This window comes from Marinibacterium profundimaris, assembly GCF_002210095.1.
GTDB lineage: Bacteria > Pseudomonadota > Alphaproteobacteria > Rhodobacterales > Rhodobacteraceae > Marinibacterium > Marinibacterium profundimaris.
In genome coordinates this window covers 1-23,891 of record NZ_AQQR01000016.1, presented here as the reverse complement: position 1 = coordinate 23,891, position 23,891 = coordinate 1, and the positions used below count along the sequence as shown (strand labels likewise).

The following is a 23,891-nucleotide window of genomic DNA, read 5'->3' as shown; positions in this document are numbered from 1 at the left end:
ACAGAGTGAAGATACCAAGATAGTGTATGACGATCTAAGCAAGTCGGAGAGGACCCGCGAAGCCATACTCGCTGCGGCCGCGCGACTTTTTCGGTATCAAGGTTATCATGCAACGACGATGCGCGACATCGCGCAGGAAGCCCGCATTGAGGCCGGCAGCATTTATTACCATTTTCAATCCAAGGACCAAATTCTGAGCGAAGTTCTCGAAATTGGCGTCCGTCAACTATATCAGACGGTCAGTGAAATCGTTCGGCCGGCACCGACAAGTTCGGAGGATTTTCGCAAGACTTTCGGAACCCTGATTGAAACACACCTTACCTATCTGTTGACCGACAGTGACTTTACGTCAGCTAATATTCGGAACTATCCGATGTTGTCGGACGAAACACGCGCCCCGCATCGCGAATTGCGTGCATCATATGCAGGTGCCTGGGGCAAATTCCTGAATGACGCCAAACGCGCCGGCCACCTTCGAAGTGACATATCCACTGCTGTGATCCGCCAGTTCATCCTGAGTGCCATGAACTGGACCGTGGAATGGTACGATGTCGACAAGTATCCGGTGCGCATCCTCGCGGAACGAATGAGTAAGCTGATACTTGACGGAATGTGTTTGCATGACAGTGCTGATACAGAAGGCTTGAAGCTGTGTCCCGCCACTCCCGTCAAAACTCCGGACCCTGGCAGCAAGGCGGCTAAGACCCGTGCAGAAATACTAACGGCCGCAGCGCGCGTTCTGAGGGACAATGGCTACAAGGCGACGACTCTGAGAAAGGTCGCGGACAATGCTGGCTTGAAAGCGGGCAGCGTCTATTACCACTTCAATTCCAAGGACGCGATCGTTGACGAAGTGCTGAACGTCGGACTAAAGGACCTGCTATCAGGTGTCGAAGCCGCCGTTCGGCAATTCGATGCCCCCTACGATCATCACGCCAGGATAGCGACCGCAATCTGGACGCACCTGGATTTCCTCTTCAAGGCAAGCGAATTTACCTCGGCGAACATCCGAAGTTATGGAATGCTCCCCAATCATTTCAGGGAGAGGCACAGGGGTATTCGCCATGAGTATGGAAAACTCTGGGATTGGATACTCCGTGAAGCTCAGGACGACGGTGCCATACGGTCGGATATCAAGATCGTCCCCTTGCGCCAGGTGATGTTGGGTGCCTTAAACTGGACGGTGGAATGGTTCGACCCGAACAAGGCAGGAGTGGAAGGATATCTATCACTGCCTGAATTCTCCAGCATGCTCATCAATCTGTTACTGGAAGGCATTTGTAACCGGGAAGCGGCCCCGTCCACAGGACAAGGTAGCCCTGAAAGCGGTTGCCCCGGTCAGACCAGAAGGAAGTGATACAGCCCTTCGGCAACCGCCTTTTCCCGATCCGTCTGCCAGCTGAGCACGCTGACGCTTGCCATCCGCTTGCCTTTGCGCGTGACGTTAGCGCGGGCAAAAAGCGGTCCCTTCACACCGGGTCTGAGGTAATCGACGGTCAGGTTGATCGGCTTGGCCGGAACGTCGGCGAAATCGGGCTGTACCGCGATGGCGGCAGTGGCCTCCATAAAACTCGCGATTATGCCGCCATGGTAGTACTCCATGATCGGGTTACCGATATGGCGGTCATCAAAGGTCATTTCCGCCTCAGCATGGAGACTGTCTAGACTTCTGACCTCAAAGTTGAGAAATCGGAAGAACGGCACCCGGGATACATTGGCATTGACAGTTTGCACGTCCATCACGAGGTTTTTCCTTTTGTCATTGCGTCAAACAGGCTGGTTTCGCCGCGCGTCAATGCAAACGAGGCGGTTCCCCTGGCTATTTCAGCATCCTCATGGCCCGCGAACCAGACGCTGCCGGAATTGAAGGCGATGTGACGGGTCTTGCGAAAACAATGCGCTTGAACGATGACATCCGCGCGCGAACGGGCCGGGCGCAGGTAATCAACTCTGAGGTCAAGAGTGGCCATGGTACTGACGCCTTCGATGGCAACAAAGTTCGCCAGTCCAAAGACACTGTCCAGAAGTGCCGTCAGGATACCACCGTGGAGCAGTGATTGTTCCGCATCGACGCAAAAGTCCGGATTGAACGGCATCCGAACCCGAACACCTTCGGTCGAGACCTCTTCGATCTCAAGCGCCATATGCGTTATCAGACCCTTGCCGCGCGCATTCCACATCTGCGCGATTTGCTCCATCTTCTTTTGGGTGATGTCTGACATGCGATCTTTCCTTTAACGCCCCGTGAAATTGGGTTTTCGTTTTTCGACGAACGCAGCAACCGCCTCGTGGTGGTCTTCGGTCTGATGCATGAGCGCCTGATAGGCCGCCGCGGAATTCAGGAAATCCGGCAGGTCCATCCGTTCGGCATTGCGCATCAGACGCTTGGCGACCCGCACCGCGCGCGGCGGTTTCGCGGCGATGACAGCGGCCCGTTCGCGGGCCCGTTCCATCAATTTTTCATGAGGCACAAGTTCAAGCACCATACCAAGCTCCAGCGCTTCCTTGGCCTCGACCATGCGCCCTGAGAAGGTCAGATCGGCGGCCTTCTGGTGGCCCAGACGACGCAACAGGAACCAGCTGCCCGCATCGCCCGGAATGATTCCGAGATTCAGAAACACCTCGCCGAACCTTGCTTTTTCCGAAGCGATGCGCATGTCGCACATCATGGTCAGGTCGCACCCCGCGCCCACCGCCGGGCCGTTGACTGCGGCGATGGTCGGAATATCCATGTTGTAGAGCGCAAGCGGCAGCCGCTGCACCCCATCAACATAGCTCTGCGCCGCCGCCAGCGGCTCCTTGCGGAACACACTGTCGGGATCGTTCATCTCCTTGATGTCCCCGCCGGCACAAAAGGCCGGGTCGGCCCCGGTCAGAATCATCACGCTGACCTGCGGATCGGCCTGCACCTTGGCGAAGGTCTCCAGAAGGGCAGCGATCATGTCGTTCCCGGTAACCGGATTGCGACGCTCGGGGTCGTTCAGCGTTACCGTGGCGATCCTGTCGGAAATCTCCAGAAGGACTGGGTGTTTACTCATTCTTGCCATCTCCCCGTTCGCGTTTCTCGAACATCGCGGGGTTGATCATGTCCCGCGCGTCATGACCCATGTGCAGGGTCTCACCGCCGTCTACATAGATGTCCTCGCCGGTAATGAAACCGCCAAGTTTCGAAGCCAGGAATATGATCGTGCCTGCGATGTCCTCGGCCGCGCCCATCCGGTTCAGGACCGAACGGTTCAGCTTTTTCCACTGTTCCGGCGGAATGGGATAGCGGCCAAGCGCATCGGTCTTGATCGTGCCCGGTGCAACGCAGTTCAGCCGGATGCCGTACTCGCCCCATTCGGCGGCCAGCGTTTTCATCATGCCCGTCACACCGGCGCGGGCCGCGACGGTGTGTGTAAAGCCGGTGAGCGCGGTGCGCGCCGAGATGGCGGTGACAAACACAACCGATCCACCATTTTCGTACATGAAATGATCGGCAGCGGCGCGGGTCATTTGCCAAGACCCGATCAGGTTGTTGCGGATCACAGCTTCAAAGCCCTTGTTGGTGATATCGCGGGCGGCCGCGATATACTGACCGCCGGCATTGTTCACCAAAACATCCAACTGCCCATAGTGGTCCTTGATCCGCCCCATCGCAGTTTCGATACTGTCTTCGTCGCGGGTGTCTCCGGGCACGACAAAGGCCTCGCCCCCCGCCGCCCGGATCATTTCGGCGGTCTCTTCCAGCGGCTCTTCGCGGCGCGCGAACAGCGCAAGCCTGGCCCCGCAAGCGGCCATTTCGATCGCCGTCGCCCGGCCCATTCCAGATCCGGATCCCGTAACCAGGGCAACCTGGCCCGCCATGAGATCCGACGCGTAACGCCTTGATTTCGCTTCGCTCATGTTCCGCCCCTAGTTCTTCAGCAATTCGCCAGAGATGATGAGTTTGCGAACCTCTTGGGTGCCTGCGCCGACCTCAAGTACGCGACCGGTCCGGTACAGCCGGTTCACTTCTGTATCACGCATGTAACCCGAGCCGCCGTGAATCTGGACGGCCCTGTCGAGCACGAAGGATGTCGCCTCAGCGGCCTTGTAGATCGCCGCAGCGGTAAGCTTGTGGATTTCGCCGCGCCCGCCTTCGCCCTCTTCGAGGCCCTCACACATGGCTGCGGTGCGCAAGGACAGGCTGCGCGCGGCCTCGATCTGCGTATACATGTCGGCCAGCATCGCCTGAACCATCTGAAAACTGGCGATCGGTTTGCCGAATTGCTGGCGTGTCTTGGCATAATCGATGGAAATATCCAGCGCCCGCTGCGCAATGCCCAAGGCGTTGAAACAGACGATGGCACGTTCCAGATCAAGTCCGGACATGGTAACGGCAACCCCGCCATCCAGCTTGCCGACCATGTTTCTGGCCGGAACACGGCAATCTTCGAATACCAGTTCGCCCGTCGGCGAGCCGCGGAATCCCATCTTGTTGAGCTTCTGTGCCACCTTGAAACCGGGCGTGTCGGTTTCCACGATAAAGGCGGAAATGCCCTTGGCGCCCTTTTCCGGCGAAGTCTTCGCATAGACAAGGACCAGATCGGCAATCGGCCCATTGGTGATGTAGATCTTGGCGCCGTTCAGGATGTAGTCGTCACCATCTTGTTTGGCCGTGGTCCGCATCGAGCCAAGCGCATCAGACCCCGCGCCGGGTTCGGTCAGACCCAGGGCGCCGATCAGCGTGCCATTGCAAAGCCCCGGCAGATACTTGCGGCGCAGATCGTCATTGGCGTTGCGGTAGATATTGTTGACGCACAAGTTGTCATGGGCCACATGGGTCAGCCCGATGGCCGCGGAGGCGCGCGACAGCTCTTCGGTGATGATGCAGGCCGAGGTGAAATCCAGCCCCGCGCCGCCGAATTCCGGCGGCACGTTCAGGCCCAGATAGCCCATTTCGCCCAGCTTTGGAAAAACCGAAGGGGGTAAATCGTCGGTGTCGTCCATTTCCGCGTTCAGATGGTGGAACTCGGACATGAAGAACTTACCAGCCTGATCGGCCAGCGCCTGCTGTTCGTCCGTCATGAAATGGCTCGGCAGAGCGGTATCGTTGCGCAGTTGCTTGTTCATGGTCTCGTCTCCCTCAGGCGCGCAAAAGTTCTTCGGCAATGATGATCTTGCGGACTTCGCTTGTTCCAGCGCCGATCTCCAACAGCTTGTTGGCGCGGTAGAGCCGGTTGATTTCGGTGTCCTGCATGTAGCCGGAGCCACCATGTATATGGCAGGCTTCGGTGACCGCCTTGTTGAATGCCTCGCCTGCGTAAAGACAGGCCGCCGCGGTCAGCTTGTGGATTTCGCCACGGCCCCCGGCGCCTTTCGGCAGGCCCGTACAGGCGGCCAGCGCCCGATACCCGAAGGCGCGTGCCGTTTCGACCTCGGTGTAGATCTCGGCCAGTTTCGACTGCATCATCTGGAAACTTGCAATTGGCTTGCCGAACTGTTCGCGAATCTTGGCGTATTCCAGCCCCAGTTCCAGCGCGCGTTCGGCCATGCCGACACAGACCGATGCGACCATGGCGCGTTCCAGATCCAGTCCGCTCATTACCACCGAAACGCCGGTGTTTTCCTGTCCAACCATGGCGGATGCGGGTACGCGGCAATCCTCAAACACCAGTTCTCCGGTTGGCGAGCCGCGGAAGCCCATCTTGTCAAGCTTTTGCGCCACCTTGAAACCAGGATTGTCCGTCTCGATGATGAAAGCAGAAATGCCCTTGGCGCCCTTCGATTTGTCGGTCTTGGCATAAAGCAGGATCACATCGGCAATCGGCCCGTTGGTGATGTAGATCTTCGAGCCGTTGATGATATAGTCGTCGCCGTCGCGGCGCGCGGTGGTCGCCATGGACCCAAGCGCATCTGACCCCGCGCCCGGCTCTGTCAAACCCAGAGCACCAACCAAGTCGCCCGAGCATAGGCCGGGCACATATTTCTTGACCTGCTCCTCCGAGCCGTTGCGTAGAAGGTTGTTCAGGCACAGGTTGTCATGTGCGCCATGTGACAGTCCCACGGCAGGGTTCCATTTTGATATCACCTCAGAGACCAGCGCCTGGGTAAATTCATTCTGTCCGGAGCCACCCAGCTCCTCGGGCGCGGTGATGCCCAGAAGGCCCAGTTCGCCCATCTGCTTGAACAGATCGTCGGGCCACCACTCCTCTTCGTCCATGCGCGCCTGTAGCGGATGCAGCACCTCGCGCGATACTCGATCCACGTGATCGACAATCTGGCGCTGCTCATCGGTCAACGAATAGTTTGCCCTGATGGCCTTCAGATCAGCCGCGAGAGCCTCACTTTGAGTCGTCATATCATCCTCCCGAAAAATGTCGTCCGCCGTGTTGACCAAAATCAAACACATGTTAGAAAATAGATCAAGCCAAGCTTTTGACGACCTGACGTAAGAAAGCGCGGTGTCCTAAATACAGGGGGGAGCTTCGGAAATGACTGAGAGCGTTGTTCAATCGCAGGCGCTCGGCAAAGAAGTGCGTATCACGATTCGACGTCCTGATAATCGAAATGCCCTCAACCGTGAGGTCGCAGACGGGATCATTGCCGCCGTATGTGCTGCCGAGAGGGACAGCGATTGTCGCGTGATCGTTCTGACCGGCGAGGGCGAGCGCGCCTTCTGTGCCGGGGGCGACATCAAGGCGGGGGCGGATGGCGGCCCGTTTGTTCAGGATCCGGCGGACCCGGATCATTTTGCCGGAAGGTTGTTCGAGACGATACAGGCGTGCCGAAAGCCAACGATCGCGCGCATCAATGGCATCGCGATGGGGGCGGGGGCGGGCATCATCTGTGCCTGCGATCTGGCTGTGATGGTGGATCATGCCCGCATCGGAACGCCGGAAGTGAAGGTAGGTCTGTTTCCCATGACGATCGTGCCACCCATGATGCGCGTGCTGCCCCGGCGGAGGCTGATGGAGATGTTCATCACCGGCGTTCCTCTGACGGCCGAGGAAGCCCTGCAGTTCAATCTGGTCAACTATGTGACCGATGCCGTGGGGTTGGACGACAAGGTTGCAGAACTGGTTGCCCAGATTGCTGCGCAATCGCCGAGCGCGATCCGGCTGGGAAAATACGCCTGTCACGCGATGGAGGACATGACCTATCCGCAGCAGATGCGGTTTGCAGAAACACTGTTACCGCGAGTAGCACAGACCGAAGACGCGCGCGAAGGCTTTGATGCCTTTATTGAGAAGCGCAAACCTGAATGGACGGGCCGCTGATCAAACGGGGAGGAGAGGAATATGTCGGAACGAAAGCTGCGCATCGGATGCGCGTCGGGCTTCTGGGGCGATACGCCGGAAGCGATCGGTCAACTGGTCTCAAAGGCCGAGATCGACTATCTGGTGTTTGACTATCTGGCGGAGGTGACAATGTCGCTGATGGCGCGGGCCCGCGCCAAAGCGCCCGAGTCGGGCTATGCGCCGGACTTCGTCAAGGCGCTGGCACCCTGGTTGCCGGATATCAAGGCAAAAGGGATCAAGGTCGTTGCCAATGCAGGGGGCGTGAACCCGCGTGGCTGCCGCGATGCGCTTGCCAAAGCCGCCGCCCAGGCCGGAATCGATCTGTCCATCGGAGTCGTGCTAGGCGATGACCTGTTGCCCAGGGCCGATGAAATTCGCAAAAACGGTCAGACGGAAATGTTCTCGGGTGTCGCATTTCCAGATGATATCTGGAGCATGAATGCCTATCTGGGTGCCCGCCCCATCGCTGCCGCGCTGGATGCCGGGGCCGACATCGTGATCACCGGACGCTGCGCCGACAGCGCGGTCGCGCTTGGTCCCCTGATGCATGAATACGGCTGGGGCGACGATGACTGGGACAAGCTCAGCCAGGGATCGCTGGCCGGCCACCTGATCGAATGCGGCCCCCAGGGAACCGGCGGCAACTTCACCGACTGGCAGGACGTGCCGGGTTGGGACAATATGGGCATGCCCATCGTCGAGGTGTCCGAAGACGGCAGTTTCATCATGACCAAGACGCCTGACACCGGCGGGCTGGTCGTGCCCGGGTCAGTCGGAGAGCAGATGCTCTATGAAATCGGGGACCCGCGCGCCTACCTGTTGCCCGACGTGATCTGCGACTGGTCCGGGGTCACCCTGGAACAGGTCGGACCCGACCGGGTGCTGGTCAAGGGCGGCAGGGGGCTTGGGCGCACCGACAGCTACAAGGTGTCGGCGACCCATGCCGATGGCTGGCGCGCGGTCTCTACCCTGACACTGGCTGCGATTGACGCACCCGCCAAGGCCGAACGTGTGGCCGAGGCGATCCTGACCCGCTGTCGCCGGATTTTCCGCGACCGCAACATGGGAGATTTCCGGCAGGTCAGCGTCGAGGTGCTGGGGGCCGAGGCGGCCTATGGCGCAAATGCGCGCGCCCGGACCCGCGAGGTGGTGCTCAAGATCGGCGCGGTCCATGACGATCGCGCCGCGCTGAACATTTTTGCCGGCGAAATCGCACCGATGGCGATTTCGACCGCGCAGGGTCTGACCGGGTTCTTCGCCGGACGGCCAAAGGTGCAGCCGGTGGTCCGTCTATTTTCCTTCCTTCAGAGCAAGGCCGAAACCCCCGTCGCGGTCGAGGTCGACGGCAAGGATGTGCCCGTGAGCGTGGCCACTACGCCAGTCCACCTTGATCCGCCTGCCGCACCGCCCGCAGATAGCCGCGAGCCCGGTCCGGACGTTGTCAAGGTCCGCCTCGTCGATTTGGCCTGGGGCCGCTCGGGCGACAAGGGGGACATCGCCAATATCGGCATCCTCGCGCGCAAGCCGGACTACCTGCCATATATCCGCTCGGCTCTCAGCGAAGAGGTGGTGAAGGACTATTTCTCCCATGTCTGCGACGGCAGGGTAGAACGGTTCGACTTGCCTGGAAGCCATTCGCTGAATTTCCTGTTGCATGAATCGCTTGGCGGTGGCGGCATCGCCTCGGTCCGCATAGACCCGCAGGGCAAAGGGTTCGCGCAGATGCTGCTTGATATCGAAATTCCCGTGCCAGCCGATCTGGCCGCACGTGACGGACTGAATGCCGCGGCCCGGAACTAAGAGGACGACACCATGACCATTTCGAAACTCCTGGTCGCCAATCGGGGCGAGATCGCGGCGCGCGTGTTGCGCACCGCTAAGGCCCGCGGGCTTGCGACTGCCGTGTTGCGTCATGTCGCCGAGCAAGAGGGGCCGGCGCATCTGATCGCAGATGAGGTCGTGATGATCGAGGGCCCGACGCCCGTGGCCGCCTATCTCGATATTCCTCAGATCGTCGAAGCCGCCAAAGGGATCGGCGCGGACGCGGTTCATCCCGGCTATGGCTTTCTGTCAGAGAATGCCGGTTTTGTCGCGGCGCTGGAAAAAGCCGGAGTGACCTTTGTCGGCCCGACGTCCGAGGTCATCGACCTGATGGGGGACAAGGTCCGCGCCCGCGCCTTTGTCGAGGAACGCGGGTTTCCCGTCGCCCCCTCGGCCATCGAGGATGATGATCCGGCGAACTTTGTCGAACGCGCCCGCGCCGTTGGCTATCCGCTGCTCATCAAGCCCTCGGCCGGCGGTGGCGGCAAGGGCATGCGCGTCGTACGCGAGGACAGCACGCTGGAGACCGAAATCGAAACCGCACGCCGCGAAGGCGAGCGGTATTTCGGTGACGGGCGGCTGTTCGTCGAGCGCTATATTGAAAGTCCGCGCCATATCGAGGTGCAGGTGATGGGCGACGGGCAGGGTAAAGTGGTCCATTTCTGGGAACGCGAATGTTCGATCCAGCGCCGGTTCCAGAAGATTATCGAGGAAACGCCGTCACCGGCGCTGACTCCCGAACAACGGGACGAGATCTGCGAAACCGCCGCAGGTATTGCCAGCGCCGTCAACTATCGCGGGGCTGGGACCGTCGAATTCATCTATGCGCAGGACGGGACCTTTTACTTCCTGGAAATGAACACCCGCCTTCAGGTCGAACATCCGGTGACCGAGATGGTGACCGGCTTCGATCTGGTTGCTGAGCAACTGCGTGTCGCGGCGGGCGACGGGCTGAGCGCCGTGCAGGCGGATATTCCTCAAACCGGGCATTCGATCGAGCTGCGCATCTGTGCTGAGGATGCGACGGTCGATTTTCGCCCCGCGGTCGGCGATATCCTGCTGCTGGACGAACCCACTGGGCCCGGCGTGCGGGTGGACAGCGGCATTCTGGACGGTGGCAAGGTAACGACCGACTTTGATCCGATGTTGTCCAAGCTGATCGTGCATGGCCAGGATCGCGCGCAGGCGATCGCCCGTGCCCGGCAAGCGGTGCAAAACTATGTGGTCCTCGGGGTGACGACCAACACCGGTTACCTGGATGCGATCCTAGCTCATCCGGATTTCGCCTCGGGGGAAGTTTCAACCGGGTTCCTGGCGGAACAATCCGAAACGCTGACTGCAACGGGCGAAGATGTCACTGACCTGCTGATGGCGGCGGCAGCCCTATCGGACGAGCGGCTGGTGATTGAGGTCATGCAGATACCGGAAATGTACCGCAAGATGGGCGGGTGGAGAAACTGATGCAACGGATTTTTCAAATCGACGGAGAAGAGACAGATTGCTGGCTGGGTCATGATGGCAGCCGGTTCGTGCTTCATACCCCCACTCGCGCTGTTGCCTGCCAATTGGACCCGACGGGTCTGCCGGGCGGGTATACGTTGCGGGCCAAGGGTGTTGTGCGCGAACTGCGACTGGCAGTGGGGCCGGAAGCAACTTTTGTGCACATGAACGGCCGGACCTACGAAGTCGGACGGGTTGATCCCGCCGAACGCCTGGCCGGCAGCGACGGTGGCGCGAGCGACGACCGATTGGTGGCGCCCATGCCGGGTGTCGTGGTGTCGGTTGCGGTCAAACCCGGCGATGCGGTTAAGGAAGGCCAGCCGCTTTTGGTGATCGAAAGCATGAAGTTGGAAACCACACTGGTGGCGCCGCGCAGCGGGGTTGTTGCCGAAATGCCATTCGCCGTAGGCGACAGTTTTGGTCTGAAAGACATCCTAGCCCAATTGGCCCCGGAGGAGGAGTGACAATGCGCAGGATTGAAAGTCAGATCGACACCAATGCCGCCGACTACAAGGCAAATTATGCCGCCATGTCTGAACGGCTTAAGGAATTCCACGCCCGCCAGCACGCGGCGCGTTTCGAACGCCCCCAGCGCGATATCGACCGCCTTGCCCGCCAGAACAAGCTGGGCGTTCGCGAGCGACTGAAACTACTACTGGACCCCGGCACGCCCTTTTTGGAGTTTTCCACACTTGCCGCTTGTCGCGAATACGACGGCACCGTGCCCGGCGCCGCTGTGGTGACAGGCATCGGTATCGTGCAAGGTCGCGAGGTCGCCATCCACGCCAACGACGCCAGCGTCAAGGGCGGCGCCTGGTATCCCCATACCGTGAAAAAGATCGTGCGGCTTCTGGATGTCGCGCTGGAAAACCGACTGCCGGTCATCCATATTTGCGACAGCGCGGGTGGTTTCCTGCCGCTTCAGCACGGCGTCTTTCCCGACCGGTATCTGGGCGGACGGGTGTTCCGCAACCAAGTCAAGCTGAGCCAGGCCAATATCCCGCAGATTGCCGTGGTCGGCGGACACTGCACGGCTGGTGGCGCCTATGTGCCGACCCTGAGCGACTACAACATCATCATCGAAGGTACAGGGGCGATTTTCCTTGGCGGCCCTCCGCTGGTCAAAGCGGCCACCGGCGAGGAGGTCGGCGTTCAGGAACTGGGCGGGGCGGTCATGCACACCTCGGTTTCGGGCACGGGCGACTATCGCGCCGCGACCGAACAGCACGCCTTTTCACTGGCGCGCGAAATTGTCAGCCAGTGGAAACGTATGCCAAAAACAATCATCGAAACCGCGTCCTATGAAGAGCCTTTCTATGACCCGAAGGAACTTTACGGGATCATTCCAAAGGACCGGAAAACCCAGTTCGACATGCGCGAGGTTCTGGCCCGGATCGTGGACGGCTCACGCTTTCACGAATACCAGCCGGACTATGGCACCACGATGGTTTGCGGTTTTGCCCATATCTGGGGTTACAAGGTCGGCATCCTTGCCAACAATGGGGTTTTGTTCAACGACAGTTCGCTCAAGGCGGCGCATTTCATGCAGCTTTGCAATCAGAACCGGACGCCCCTGGTCTTCTTCCAGAACATCACCGGCTACATGGTCGGCCGCGAATATGAAGAGCGCGGCATCGCCAAGGACGGCGCCAAGATGCTGATGGCGCAGGGCGGCTCGGTCGTGCCGAAGTTCACAGTGATCGCCAATGCCTCTTACGGGGCCGGTAATTACGGCATGTGTGGGCGGGCCTGGGATGCGCGCACGCTGTTCATGTGGCCCCAGGCCGAAATCGGCGTGATGGGCGCGGATCAGGCCGCCAACACCATGGCGGACGTCAAGATCCGGCAGCTTCAGCGTGAAGGCAAAGAGCTGACCGAAGAGGAAATCGCCGCCATCCGAGAGCCTGTGCTGGAAAAGTACAAAAGGGATGTCGAGGCCTATACCTCGACCTCGGAATTGTGGGACGATGGCATTCTTGACCCGGCAGACACTCGCAACGCGCTTGGAATATCTATATCCGCCTCGCTAAATGCACCGATCGACGATCCGCACTACGGGATCTTCCGTCTGTAACGGCTTGAGGGGCTCGGGCGATACACCGGGAAACGGTCGTGTCGCCCGTTTTCAGATAGGTCCTGCCGCTTCGGGCCGCTTCTTAAACCCGCCCCGGTCCGGTGCCTGGAGAGGTCAGGACGATGTCCGCCGCGCCTCCTGAATGGAGACGACGTCAGAGGCCACCATCCCGGGCCGGTCTGCCTCGACCGTCTTCAGCGGCTCGACCGGCATCAATCCGGCCAGACAGTCGCGCGCAAGTTGCTGGTATTCCGCGGTGCCGCGTGTTTTCCACGCGACTTCTTTCTCGCTGACCTCCCGGATCACCTTTGCCGGCGAACCGACCACCATCGAACGGGGCGGAATCACAGTTTCGCCGCGCAAAAACGCCTGCGCGCCGACAATCGATTCCGCGCCAAGATCTACACCATCCATTATGACGGCATTCATCCCGACCAGAGCGTTCCGGCCAATTGTGCAGCCGTGCAGGATCGCGCCATGGCCGATGTGACCGTCGGTTTCCACGACGGCGTCGCGGCCGGGAAAGGAATGGATGATGCAGTTATCCTGTACATTGGCGCCGTCACCGATCACGATTCTGCCGAAATCGCCCCGCAGGCTTGCGCCGGGTCCGATGTAGCATCCATGACCCAAGATGACATTTCCGATCAGAACGGCCTGAGGATGGACATATGTATCATCGGGAACAACGGGTATAAACCCTTTGAATTCATAGCAATGCGCCATTTTTCTTGCCCTTTCGTAGTCTGTAAACCAATGGTCGCGAAATCCAGACATCCCAAATGCATCATTCGCTGTGTCAGGCCATGGTCAGACTCAGAGGTCTGGACCGAAAATTGCCCGGACTTCCGAGACAGGCAGCGCGAACAACCAAACATATGTTAGAAACTTCGACAAGCACCATACTCCACAGTGTGATCGTGTTGACAGGTCCGCGTGGCGTCATGTAAATTCTAACAAACGGTAGAAAATGCAATGGCACTTGTATAATGCAGGCCAGTCCAAACCTGAGAGAGAGAAATGTCAGATAAAGCCTATGTCGTCGGCGTCGGGATGGTCCCGTTCCAGAAGCCGGGGAAATCCGAGAGCTACGATGTGATGGCAACCGCGGCGACCCGTTCCGCTCTGGCCGACGCGGGTCTGGACTACGACAAAATCCAACAGGCCTATGTGGGCTATGTCTATGGCGACAGCACTTGCGGCCAGCGCGCCCTGTACCATGTTAGAATGACCGGCATCCCGGTTCTGAATGTGAACAACAACTGCTCGACGGGGTCGTCCGCCCTGTTCCTGGCGCGTCAGGCCGTGGAAAGCGGCGCGGTGGAATGTGCTCTGGCGCTTGGGTTCGAGCAGATGCAGCCCGGCGCAATCGGTGCAATGTTCCATGATCGGGTCAGCCCGTTTGCAGCTTTCGACGCAGAAACCGACGATCTGGTTGGCAGTGCCGAGATCCCGCTGGCACTGCGGTACTTCGGCGGTGCGGGCAAGGCGCATATGGATGAGTTCGGCACGCCCCTTGAGACCTTCGCAAAGATCCGCGCCAAGGCCAGCCGGCATGCGGCCAAAAATCCGGTGGCCCTGTTCCGGCAGGAAGTCACCGCCGAGGATGTCATGGCGGCCCAGGTCGTCTGGCCGGGCGTGATGACCAAGCTCATGGCCTGCCCGCCAACCTGTGGCGCAGCGGCGGCAATTATCTGTTCCAAGGAATTCGCCGACAAGCACGGACTCGACAGTTCCGTTCGGATCGCGGCGCAGGCAATGACAACGGACGGCCCGGAAACTTTCGGAGCCCATGACATGCGCGAAGTGGTCGGCTTTTCGATGGCCAAGCGCGCCGCCGATCAGGTCTACGAGGCCGCCGGCATCGGGCCCGAGGACGTGGATGTGGTCGAACTGCACGACTGTTTCGCTCACAACGAGCTTATCACCTATGAGGCGCTTGGCCTTTGCGGTCGCGGCGAAGCGGCGAAGTTTGTCGATGATGGCGACAACACCTATGGCGGCAAGTACGTGACCAACCCGTCTGGCGGTCTGTTGTCCAAAGGGCATCCTCTGGGCGCGACCGGACTTGCGCAATGCACTGAGCTTGTTCAGCAACTTCGCGGCCAGGCCGATGCTCGGCAGGTCGATGGCGCGCGACTGGCGCTTCAGCACAACCTTGGCCTCGGCGGGGCCTGCGTCGCCACGCTTTATGAAAAAGCCTGATAGCGCCCTTCGGGAGGAATTAATATGACTGGAAAACTCGACGGGCGCGTGGCGCTGGTCACGGGCTCGGGCCGGGGCATTGGCCGCGAAATCGCTCTCAAACTCGCGTCGGAAGGGGCCCGGCTGGTGATCAACGATCTGGACGCCGATCCGGCCAATGAAACCGCCGAGGCGTTGCGCGCAATGGGAGCTGAGGCCGTGGTCTGTGCCGGCAGCGTCACCGAAGACGGATTTGCCGAACGGTTCATCAAGACCGGTATGGACAGCTTTGGCGGGCTGGACATCATCGTGAACAATGCGGGCTATACCTGGGACAGCGTCGTTCAGAAAATGACCGACGAACAGTGGCAGGCGATCATCGACGTTCACCTGACGGCCCCCTTCAGGATCCTGCGCGCCGCGCAGCCGGTGATCAGCGCCAAGGCAAAGGAAGAGGCCGCCGCCGGACATGAAGTGTTCCGCAAGGTGGTCAACATCTCGTCAATCGCGGGCACTGGCGGGAATGCCGGCCAGATCAACTATTCCGCCGCCAAGGCCGGCATCCTGGGTGTCACCCGGACGATGGCCAAGGAATGGGGCCGCTACAAGGTCAACGTCAACGCCGTCGCCTTCGGCCCGATCCGCACCCGCCTGACTGAAGGTAGCGCTGATGGCAACAGCACAATCAAGGTCGACGAAAAAGAGATCAAGGTCGGCGTGAATCCCGATCTCCTGTCCCAGATGGAGCGCATGATCCCGCTGGGCCGGGTCGGCACTCCGGAAGAAGCTGCCGGTGCCGTCTATCTGTTCTGTGCGCCGGAATCGAACTTCATTTCGGGGCAGCACGTCATATGTGGCGGCGGTTTCGTGATCTAAAGCATTTGCCCGGAGCCGATAACGGGGTCCGGGCAAGCACATTGTTGTCTGGGCGGCCTCTTGGCGGTCGCCCATGCGGAATTTCCCGCAAACTCCAATCGGGCACGATTAAGACGATTGACTCACTTGCGCTATTGACCTAACAGGCGTTAGTTAGGCGCTGAGGCGAAACGAAGGTCTATGGCACAAAGCACTGCAAGCAAAGTCAACGAGACATCGCGCAGCGCGGTCGGACGGGACGGGGTGCTGGACATTGCCGCGCGGCTTTTCCGCGAACAAGGCTACGGGTCCGTTTCGCTCCGAAAAATTGCCGAGGCCGCCGGGATCAAGGCGGGTAGCATATACTATCATTTCGGTTCCAAGGACGAGATCGTCGCGGCCGTTCTTGATGCAGGGATTCGGGTCGTTCACGCGAGTATGAGAGACGCCATCACCGACCTGCCAGCCGATACCGATGGCGAAACGATCCTGCGCTCTGCGATCCGGGCGCATTTGCGCGCGCTTCTTGATGTGAGCGATTATACATCGGCGAATGTGCGTATTTTCGGGCAGGTGCCGCAATCCGTCCGGGATGCCAACTTGCCCACGCGCAGGGCCTATGAGGCAGAGTGGGACAGTCTTCTGTCCCAGCTTAAGAAAGATGGCACGCTGAAGCAAGACGTCGATATCCGTCGCCTGCGCCTGATGCTGATCGGTACATTGAACGCCACGCTCGATTGGTTCGACCCGGACCGCGGTAGCGCCGATGCGTTGTCACGCACCTATGCCGATGTGTTCCTCAACGGGATACTCCAAAGACAGGATACCTGACTTCATGGCACGTCTTGAAACAGCGGTGCTGACCGCATCAGAGACCTACACCCGCAACCACGCCGCACAAAGCGAGCGCGTCGAAACGCTGCGCGCGCGGATCGCCGAAGCAACGGCTGGCGGCCGCCCCGACATGGTCGCGCGGCATCGCAAGCGCAGCAAGCTGTTGGTTCGCGAACGGATCGACCTGCTGGTGGATACGGGCACTGCGTTTCTTGAGCTGTCGTCGCTTGCCGCCTACGGTCAATACGGGGGCGAGGTGCCCGGTGCGGGAATCGTGACCGGTATCGGGATCGTCCACGGGCTTCCCTGCGTTGTGATCGCCAACGATGCGACAGTGAAGGGTGGGTCTTTCTATCACGAAACCGTGCAGAAACACATCCGCGCCCAGGAAATCGCAGCCGAGAACCGGCTGCCCTGCCTCTATCTGGTGGATTGCGGCGGTGCCTATCTGCCAGAGCAGGACCGGGTTTTCCCCGATGCCCGCCATTTCGGCAATTCCTTTTATCGTCAAACCAACATGTCCGCGAGCGGCCTGCCGCAGATCTCGGCGGTCTTTGGAGGCTGCACGGCCGGTGGGGCCTATATCCCGGCCCTGTCGGACGAAGTCATCATGGTACGCGGCAACGCACGCATCCATCTGGGCGGCCCCTCGATCGTCAAGGTGGCGATCAACGAAGAGGTTGATGGAGAAACATTGGGGGGGGCCGAGATGCATTCGCGCGTCTCCGGTGTGTCTGACCATCTGGCCGAGGACGAGTATCATGCGCTTGCTCTGATGCGCGACATCGTATCCGAACTGGGCCTGTCGCGCCCGATGGGTCCCGATGCAACCTGCGCGCCGCCGGCGCGCAACCCAGAGGAACTGCTTGGCGTCATCAGCGCCGATCGCAAACAGCCCTATGACATGCGCGAGGTTCTGCTGCGCATGATCGACGCCGGCGAATTCCGCGAATTCAAGCCCGGATGGGGTGAGACGCTGGTCTGCGGCACCGCGCGGATTCACGGCTATCGAGTGGGCATTCTCGCAAATAATGGGGCGCTTGTGTCCGACAGTTCGCTCAAGGGCGCGCAATTCGTGTCGATGTGCGATCAACGCAACATACCGCTTTTGTTCCTCCACAACATCTCGGGCTTCATGGTCGGCACCGAAGCCGAGCGCGGCGGCATTGCCAAAGACAGTGCCAAGCTGGTCTATGCCATGTCGGTTGCCAAGGTGCCGCGCCTGTCGGTCCTCTTGGGCGGCTCATACGGGGCAGGCAACTACGGCATGTGCGGACGTGGTTTCGCCCCGAATTTTCTCTTTGCCTGGCCCACGGCGGAACTGGCCACCATGTCTGCCGACATCGCCACAAATGTGATGCTGGAACTGCGCCGCCAGAAAGGGGGCGACCCGGGCAAGATGGAGGCCGACATGAAGCTGATCGAGGAGCAGGTTCGGGCCCAGTATGGTGAACAGTCCGATCCCTATTATGCCACCTCGCGGCTTTGGGATGACGGGCTGATCGAACCCGCGCAAACCCGCGATATCCTTGGCCTGTGCCTGGCCATCGTGACATCGGTGCCCGAAGCCGGTCGCCATACGCCTGTATTCAGAATGTGAGGCTTCAAGTTGACCAATACCTACAACACGATCCTTGTCGAAACTGATGCGCGCGGCGTCGCCACGCTGACGCTCAACCGCCCCGACAAACACAACGCGCTGAATGGCGAATTGATCGCAGAGCTATACGATGCCGCAGAAAAGCTGGCTGCAGATGACGATGTGCGTATTGTGGTCCTGACCGGCGCGGGCAAGAGCTTCTGCGCGGGCGGCGATTTCAACTGGTTCGCCTCTAACGTCGAGAAAACCCGTAGTGAAAGGGTCGCACAAAGCGCCACGCTGGCGCTGCTGTTGCGCCGTCTTGACACGCTGCCTAAGCCCTTGATCGGGCGGATCAACGGCCCGGCCTACGGTGGCGGTGTCGGCATGATCTCCGTCTGCGACTACACCATCGGCGCCGAAGACGCGCGCTTCGGTCTGACCGAGGTCAAACTGGGCCTTCTGCCCGCGAATATATCGCCTTATGTGGTGGCCCGCATCGGCAAGGTGCATTCGCGTGAAACCATGCTGTCAGGGGCGTTGTTCGACACGGTCCGCGCCGAGCGGATCGGTCTGTTGACCGAAGTTGTCGCGCCGACCGACCTGGACGCCACGGTGAACCGGTTGGTGCATGATCACCTTCAGGCCGCGCCGGGTGCCGTGGCCGATACCAAGGCGCTGATCGCCTATGTCGCGTCCCACGATCTGGAGACCAATATGATCTACACCGCCGACCGGCTGGCCGATGCGTGGGAGACGGAGGAAGGTATCGAAGGCATCAACAGCTTCATCAACAAGGGCGTTCCGTCATGGCGGGTGAAATGAGCTTCACCCGCGTTTTGATCGCCAACCGGGGCGAGATTGCCCGGCGCATCCAGCGCGGGTGCCGCAAACTGGGGCTGGAAAACGTAGCGGTGTTCTCAGAGGCGGACCGCGACGCGCCCTTCGTGGCCGAGGCCGATCATGCCGTCTGCATCGGCGGAGCCGCCCCGTCGGACAGTTATTTGAACGTCGAGGCCATCCTTGAGGCCGCGCGGGCGACGGGCGCGGGTGCGGTGCACCCGGGCTATGGTTTTCTGTCTGAGAATGCCGGTTTCGCGGCGGCGGTCGAGGCGGCGGGCCTTGTGTTCATCGGGCCGGAACCCGACGCTATCGCGCGGATGGGCTCCAAGATCGAGGCCAAGGCTGCCGCCGAAGCCGCAGGCGTGCCCGTCCTGCCCGGCTATCGCGGCGAGGATCAGTCCGACGCGCGCCTGCTGCAAGAGGCCGAGGCGCTTGGCACCCCCTTTCTGGTCAAGGCCAGCGCCGGCGGCGGCGGACGCGGGATGCGGCTTGTCTCCGATCTGGGCGACGCACCCGAAGCGATTGCATCTGCCCGGGCCGAAGCGCAGAGCGCCTTCGGCGATCCGGCGGTGTTCCTCGAACGCTATGCGCCCCGTGCCCGCCACGTCGAAGTGCAGGTTCTGGGCGACACTCACGGCACCGTGCTGCATCTGGGCGACCGCGATTGTTCGCTGCAACGCAACCACCAAAAGCTGATCGAAGAAGCCCCCGCCGCCGATCTTCCCGAGGCTGTGCGCGACCGCATGCGTGCTGCAGCGGTGCGGTTGGCGCTGGCGATCGGCTATCGCTCCGCCGGGACGGTGGAATACCTCTATGACCCCGGGCGCGGTGAATACTACTTTCTGGAAATGAACACCCGCTTGCAGGTCGAACACCCCGTGACTGAGGCAATCACCGGCATCGACCTTGTTGAATGGCAGTTGCGCATCGCGCGGGGCGAGCCGCTGACACTGGCGCAATCGGATGTGAAATTCGACGGGCACGCGATTGAAATCCGCATCGCCGCCGAAAACCCGGCCGAGAATTTCCGCCCCGAAACGGGCGAGATCAGCCTTTGGGCTCCGCCCGCCGGCGTGCGGCTCGATACCGGGGTCGAGGCAGGCTCGGTCGTCAGCCACCATTACGATTCGATGATTGCCAAGCTGATCGTCCACGCGCCGGACCGGGCCGGTGCGATCCGTCAGGCGGTCGTCGCAATGGATGCCTTTGCCGTCGGTGGCGTCGGTCTGAACCTGGCCTATCAGCGCGCGTTGCTGACACACCCGGATTTTGAGGCGTTCCGTCACCATACCTCGGGCCTGCCCGAGATGTTTCCAGGCGGCTGGACTGAACCGTCCGCTGATCCCCGGGACATGGCCTTTGCCGCGATGGCGCTGCATCTGCGTCTCGTGCCGGCGGGCGCGTCGCCCTGGGAAAGCCTGGGGTCATGGCGACTCACAGCCCCTGCGAGACAGTCCGGCGCGGCCTTCTATTGGGACACAACCAAAGACGAACCGATCCGCATGAACGGCTCCGGGTCGGGGTTGACTGCCATTCAGCCGGACGGCCAGACCATCACGGTCGAGAGTGCCGCTTTAACAGGATGCCGACTGAGCGGACGCATCGATGGGGTTCCGTTTTCGCGCATCGCTTACGTCGTGCGCGCGCCGAGTCACTGGCGAGTGCACCTGCAAACCCCTGCTGGAATGACCGCGACAGACCTGCGTACGCTGGAAGACCAGCATCTGCAACGTGCCACCGGCGGGTCTGGCGTCGCTGACCTGTTGTCCGCACCCATGCCCGGCGCCGTGGCCGAGGTGCGCGTCGCACTCGGCGACCGCGTCAAAGCCGGTGACACCCTGGTGGTGCTTGAGGCCATGAAGCTGTTGCAAAGCCTGCCCGCGCCGGTCGCGGGCGTGGTGACTGAAATCTATTGTGCACCCGGCGATACGGTCGCCGGGCACGCCCCACTTATCAAACTCGATCCAGAGGAAAACACATGACCAGACAAGACAGCATTACTCAGGTCACCGGCCCGTTCAACGAAGACCTCGAGTTGATCCGCAACCAGTTGCGCCGGTTCATTGAAGCCGAGGTGATCGCCAAGGCCGAGCCTTGGGAGGAGGAGGGCAAGGTACCCCGCGACGTGCTGCGCCGGATGGGTGATCTCGGCGTGCTGGGGATGCGCTATGACGAACAGTATGGCGGCGCGGGGCTGGACGTGATGTCCAGCGTGGTTTTGGCCGAAGAGGTCGGGCGATCCACTTTCGGCGGGTTCTCGGCCACGGTTCTGGTCCACACCGACATGGCCTCGCCGCATCTGGAAAACGCCGGCACGCCCGAACAGAAGGCGCGCTGGATGCCGTCGATCGTCTCGGGCGAAATGATCACCGCCGTTGCTGTGACTGAACCGGGCGCGGGCTCGGACGTGGCCGGCATGCGCACCCGCGCGGTGCGGGACGGGTCGGACTGGGTGCTGAACGGCACCAAGATGTTCATCACCAACGGCGTGCATGGCGATCTCTACTTTGTCGGTGCCAAGACCGATCCCGATGCCAAGGGGTCGCGCGGGATCACCATGTTCGCGGTCGAAAAGGGCACGCCGGGCTTTTCGGTGGGCCGGGCGTTGAATAAGACCGGCTGGCTGTGCTCGGACACTGCCGAACTGATCTTCGAAGAAGTCCGCATCCCGACCGAAAACGTTTTGGGCGAGGTCAACCACGGCTTCTATTCGGTAATGAAGAACTTCCAGAACGAACGCATCGTGCTGGGTGCGATGGCCTGTGCCGAGGCGCAAACCGCGCTGGACATAACTGTGGATTACGTCAAGCAGCGCAAGGCCTTTGGCGGCGCTCTTTGGGACAAGCAGGCCGTGCGCCAGCGACTGGCCGACTGTCAGACGCGGATCGTGGCAGGGCGTCAGCTGGTCTATCACGCCGCCGGTTTGGATGCCGCGGGCCGTGACTGCGTGAAAGAGGTCTCGATGGTCAAAGCCTATTGCGGCGAACTGGTGAACAGCGTGCTCTATGACTGCGTCCAGTTTCATGGCGGTATGGGCTATATGCGCGAAACACCGGTGGAACGCATGTCACGCGATGCCCGTGTGCAGGCCATCGGCGGCGGGGCGAGCGAAGTCATGTTGGAAGAAGTCGCCAAGCGCATGTGAGCTTACTATCCAAAAAAGTAACAATCTACAGAAACAAGGACGAAAAAGATGAATCTGGAAACCACTCAAAGCCGATCAGTCGCAAGACTGACCCGAGAGATCTCGATAATACTCGTCGGCACAATTCTTCTGACAATATCCGCCAAAATCGTGGTGCCGTTCTACCCCGTACCTATGTCTACACAGACCTTGGTTGTCTTGGGTCTGGGTCTTTTCCTGGGGCCGGTGCGTAGTAGTCTTGTTGTTGTGACATACCTTTTTGAAGGTCTGCTTGGCCTGCCGGTCTTCGCAGGCACGCCTCCGGCTCCGGCAGGACTGGCATATATCGCGGGTCCCACAGGCGGATACCTGGTAGGCTTCGCACTTGCAGCGGCGGCTGCCGGTTGGGTTGTTCAAGCACTGCAAGGACTTTGGCCTTCATTCAGAGCATCTGTCGCGGTCTTTTCGGGCTCGATACTCATGTATTGCGCAGGGCTGTTCTGGTTGGGTGGCTTTGTCGGTTATGGCGAGGAATTGCTGAACGCCGGGCTTTACCCATTCCTGATCGGGGATCTGACGAAGGCGACAATTGCTGTAGTTCTGTATTCTGCTTACCATAATCGCCGCGCTGTGTGACTGCCAGCCCAAGACCGTATCAGACTGTTTTAGTCTCATACGGTCTTAGTCCGATATAAGTTGAAATGGTCCGATGCCAGATTTGGTAGGCACCGGACGCCAGCCTGAGGTTTCCGGCGCCATGCGAGAGCAACGCACAAAACTGTGCGAACCGGATTGTTCGCAATCAATAACTGGTCGCACACAATGAAAAGAAGCAGCATGTTTTTCTCAGAGCCGGAGCCTTGCCGCGCGAAGGGAGTCGAATTGGCCCCTGGAATTCTGAGGATCGTCGCGAACAATCCCGGAAAGATGACCTACCACGGGACAAATAGCTACATCATTGATACGCCTGATGGTCGGTTCATAATCGACCCCGGCCCAGCAGAAGACAGTACACATTTCGAGGCAATCATCGAAAATTTGGGGGCCAAACCATCCGGGATTCTGCTCACACACCACCATTCTGATCATTTTGGAGTCGTCCCAGCCCTGCGAGCACGGACAGACGCACCTGTTTATGCCTCACGGGCATTCCCTGACGATGCATTTCGACCTGACCGGTTTCTGGAGGACGGACAGGTCATTGCCGGTCTTACCGTCCTGCACACACCTGGTCACGCGAGCGACCACCTTTGTTTCGCGAGACCTGACGGAGTGCTCTTCACGGGCGACCACGTTATGAGCTGGAACAGTTCGATCGTCAGCCCCCCTGACGGAAACATGCACGACTACTGCGCGCAGCTACAGCGGCTGATTGAGCGCGACGATAGGATCTACTGTCCGGGGCACGGACCTATACTCCGGGATCCGCAACCTTACGTCAAACGGTTGCTTTCCAACCGCATGCGTCGCGAGGCGGAGATCCTCGCCCACCTCTCAAACACCCCGGGTTCGGTCCAGAATATCGCCGCTTCCGTCTACCAGAAAACCGACCCACATATCGCAATGGCCGCAGAACGAAACGTTGCGGCGCATCTGGAGAAGCTGTTGTCTGAGTCGCGGGTGGTACAAGATGGCGGAGTCTGGAAATTAACATAAGACGCGTTATGCGACTAGCAACAAAACATTGAAATCATTTGAATTTCGCCCTCTACCTCCTCCCTGTGGGCGAACCTCTGGCGGCATCGGCTTTGCCGATGCCGCCTCTTTCACCGGGCTAGAGCCTCAGACCTTTAACCTGAGACATATCCGGCAGCC

Annotated in this window: 22 protein-coding genes; 15 read left to right on the top strand and 7 right to left on the bottom strand. The window is 60.2% G+C overall.

Annotated elements, in window-relative coordinates:
• The first annotated feature begins 22 nt into the window (after nucleotides 1–22).
• The gene (locus ATO3_RS22455) at nucleotides 23–1,357 is read left to right on the top strand and encodes a TetR/AcrR family transcriptional regulator (RefSeq protein WP_233152270.1); all 1,335 of its coding nucleotides are present in this window, start codon (nucleotides 23–25) and stop codon (nucleotides 1,355–1,357) included.
• Here ATO3_RS22455 and ATO3_RS22450 read toward each other — a convergent pair.
• From ATO3_RS22450 to ATO3_RS22425, 6 genes are read right to left on the bottom strand one after another with little or no spacing between them, the layout of a single operon-like run.
• Nucleotides 1,339–1,740, bottom strand: a complete 402-nt coding sequence (locus tag ATO3_RS22450; RefSeq protein ID WP_028093915.1) for a PaaI family thioesterase — start codon at nucleotides 1,738–1,740, stop codon at nucleotides 1,339–1,341. The genes ATO3_RS22455 and ATO3_RS22450 overlap by 19 nt on opposite strands.
• Nucleotides 1,740–2,222 (bottom strand): PaaI family thioesterase, encoded by a 483-nt coding sequence (locus tag ATO3_RS22445; RefSeq protein ID WP_027264417.1) that lies wholly within the window; start codon nucleotides 2,220–2,222, stop codon nucleotides 1,740–1,742. The genes ATO3_RS22450 and ATO3_RS22445 overlap by 1 nt, the downstream gene beginning before the upstream one ends.
• Before the next feature lie 12 nt (nucleotides 2,223–2,234).
• Entirely contained in the window at nucleotides 2,235–3,038 is an 804-nt protein-coding gene (locus ATO3_RS22440; protein ID WP_088652149.1) for an enoyl-CoA hydratase-related protein, read from the bottom strand.
• Entirely contained in the window at nucleotides 3,031–3,846 is an 816-nt protein-coding gene (locus ATO3_RS22435; RefSeq protein ID WP_269845430.1) for an SDR family NAD(P)-dependent oxidoreductase, read from the bottom strand. Before ATO3_RS22435 ends, ATO3_RS22440 begins: the two co-directional genes overlap by 8 nt.
• A 48-nt stretch (nucleotides 3,847–3,894) precedes the next feature.
• Nucleotides 3,895–5,094, bottom strand: a complete 1,200-nt coding sequence (locus tag ATO3_RS22430) for an acyl-CoA dehydrogenase family protein (protein WP_088652147.1) — start codon at nucleotides 5,092–5,094, stop codon at nucleotides 3,895–3,897.
• A 13-nt stretch (nucleotides 5,095–5,107) separates the two neighbouring features.
• Nucleotides 5,108–6,322 (bottom strand): acyl-CoA dehydrogenase family protein, encoded by a 1,215-nt coding sequence (locus ATO3_RS22425; RefSeq protein ID WP_088652188.1) that lies wholly within the window; start codon nucleotides 6,320–6,322, stop codon nucleotides 5,108–5,110.
• A gap of 133 nt (nucleotides 6,323–6,455) precedes the next feature.
• Here ATO3_RS22425 and ATO3_RS22420 point away from each other — a divergent pair, with 133 nt between their 5' ends.
• The 5 genes from ATO3_RS22420 to ATO3_RS22400 are packed head-to-tail and all read left to right on the top strand — an operon-like array spanning nucleotide 6,456 to nucleotide 12,657.
• The gene (locus ATO3_RS22420) at nucleotides 6,456–7,241 is read left to right on the top strand and encodes an enoyl-CoA hydratase-related protein (RefSeq protein WP_088652146.1); all 786 of its coding nucleotides are present in this window, start codon (nucleotides 6,456–6,458) and stop codon (nucleotides 7,239–7,241) included.
• A 21-nt stretch (nucleotides 7,242–7,262) separates the two neighbouring features.
• Complete coding sequence (locus ATO3_RS22415; RefSeq protein ID WP_088652145.1) at nucleotides 7,263–9,062, top strand: acyclic terpene utilization AtuA family protein; 1,800 nt, start codon at nucleotides 7,263–7,265, stop codon at nucleotides 9,060–9,062.
• A 12-nt stretch (nucleotides 9,063–9,074) separates the two neighbouring features.
• Nucleotides 9,075–10,544: an acetyl-CoA carboxylase biotin carboxylase subunit gene (locus ATO3_RS22410; RefSeq protein WP_088652144.1), complete on the top strand. Its 1,470-nt coding sequence runs from the start codon at nucleotides 9,075–9,077 to the stop codon at nucleotides 10,542–10,544.
• Nucleotides 10,544–11,047, top strand: coding sequence for an acetyl-CoA carboxylase biotin carboxyl carrier protein subunit (locus ATO3_RS22405; RefSeq protein WP_233152268.1), 504 nt, complete (start codon nucleotides 10,544–10,546; stop codon nucleotides 11,045–11,047). Before ATO3_RS22410 ends, ATO3_RS22405 begins: the two co-directional genes overlap by 1 nt.
• A 2-nt stretch (nucleotides 11,048–11,049) precedes the next feature.
• Nucleotides 11,050–12,657 carry an acyl-CoA carboxylase subunit beta gene (locus ATO3_RS22400; protein WP_088652142.1) on the top strand — a complete coding sequence of 536 codons (1,608 nt, stop codon included), beginning with the start codon at nucleotides 11,050–11,052 and terminating at the stop codon, nucleotides 12,655–12,657.
• Nucleotides 12,658–12,771: 114 nt separating this feature from the next.
• Here ATO3_RS22400 and ATO3_RS22395 read toward each other — a convergent pair whose 3' ends face one another.
• On the bottom strand, nucleotides 12,772–13,434 hold the full coding sequence (locus ATO3_RS22395; RefSeq protein ID WP_233152267.1) for an acyltransferase: 663 nt from the start codon (nucleotides 13,432–13,434) through the stop codon (nucleotides 12,772–12,774).
• Nucleotides 13,435–13,677: 243 nt separating this feature from the next.
• Between ATO3_RS22395 and ATO3_RS22390 the strand changes: the two genes are divergently transcribed.
• From ATO3_RS22390 to ATO3_RS22350, 9 genes are all read left to right on the top strand, one after another.
• Nucleotides 13,678–14,862, top strand: coding sequence for a lipid-transfer protein (locus ATO3_RS22390; RefSeq protein WP_088652140.1), 1,185 nt, complete (start codon nucleotides 13,678–13,680; stop codon nucleotides 14,860–14,862).
• Nucleotides 14,863–14,886: 24 nt separating this feature from the next.
• On the top strand, nucleotides 14,887–15,717 hold the full coding sequence (locus tag ATO3_RS22385; protein ID WP_088652139.1) for an SDR family NAD(P)-dependent oxidoreductase: 831 nt from the start codon (nucleotides 14,887–14,889) through the stop codon (nucleotides 15,715–15,717).
• Between the two features lie 180 nt (nucleotides 15,718–15,897).
• The gene (locus tag ATO3_RS22380) at nucleotides 15,898–16,527 is read left to right on the top strand and encodes a TetR/AcrR family transcriptional regulator (protein ID WP_028093929.1); all 630 of its coding nucleotides are present in this window, start codon (nucleotides 15,898–15,900) and stop codon (nucleotides 16,525–16,527) included.
• A gap of 4 nt (nucleotides 16,528–16,531) precedes the next feature.
• The gene (locus tag ATO3_RS22375; RefSeq protein WP_088652138.1) at nucleotides 16,532–18,130 is read left to right on the top strand and encodes an acyl-CoA carboxylase subunit beta; all 1,599 of its coding nucleotides are present in this window, start codon (nucleotides 16,532–16,534) and stop codon (nucleotides 18,128–18,130) included.
• 9 nt (nucleotides 18,131–18,139) lie between these two features.
• Entirely contained in the window at nucleotides 18,140–18,934 is a 795-nt protein-coding gene (locus tag ATO3_RS22370) for a crotonase/enoyl-CoA hydratase family protein (RefSeq protein WP_088652137.1), read from the top strand.
• Entirely contained in the window at nucleotides 18,931–20,934 is a 2,004-nt protein-coding gene (locus tag ATO3_RS22365) for an acetyl/propionyl/methylcrotonyl-CoA carboxylase subunit alpha (RefSeq protein WP_233152265.1), read from the top strand. The genes ATO3_RS22370 and ATO3_RS22365 overlap by 4 nt, the downstream gene beginning before the upstream one ends.
• On the top strand, nucleotides 20,931–22,097 hold the full coding sequence (locus ATO3_RS22360) for an acyl-CoA dehydrogenase family protein (protein WP_035366643.1): 1,167 nt from the start codon (nucleotides 20,931–20,933) through the stop codon (nucleotides 22,095–22,097). Before ATO3_RS22365 ends, ATO3_RS22360 begins: the two co-directional genes overlap by 4 nt.
• A 48-nt stretch (nucleotides 22,098–22,145) precedes the next feature.
• Complete coding sequence (locus tag ATO3_RS22355; RefSeq protein ID WP_035366645.1) at nucleotides 22,146–22,712, top strand: biotin transporter BioY; 567 nt, start codon at nucleotides 22,146–22,148, stop codon at nucleotides 22,710–22,712.
• 201 nt (nucleotides 22,713–22,913) lie between these two features.
• Nucleotides 22,914–23,732 (top strand): MBL fold metallo-hydrolase, encoded by an 819-nt coding sequence (locus tag ATO3_RS22350; RefSeq protein ID WP_028093934.1) that lies wholly within the window; start codon nucleotides 22,914–22,916, stop codon nucleotides 23,730–23,732.
• Nucleotides 23,733–23,891 lie beyond the last annotated feature (159 nt).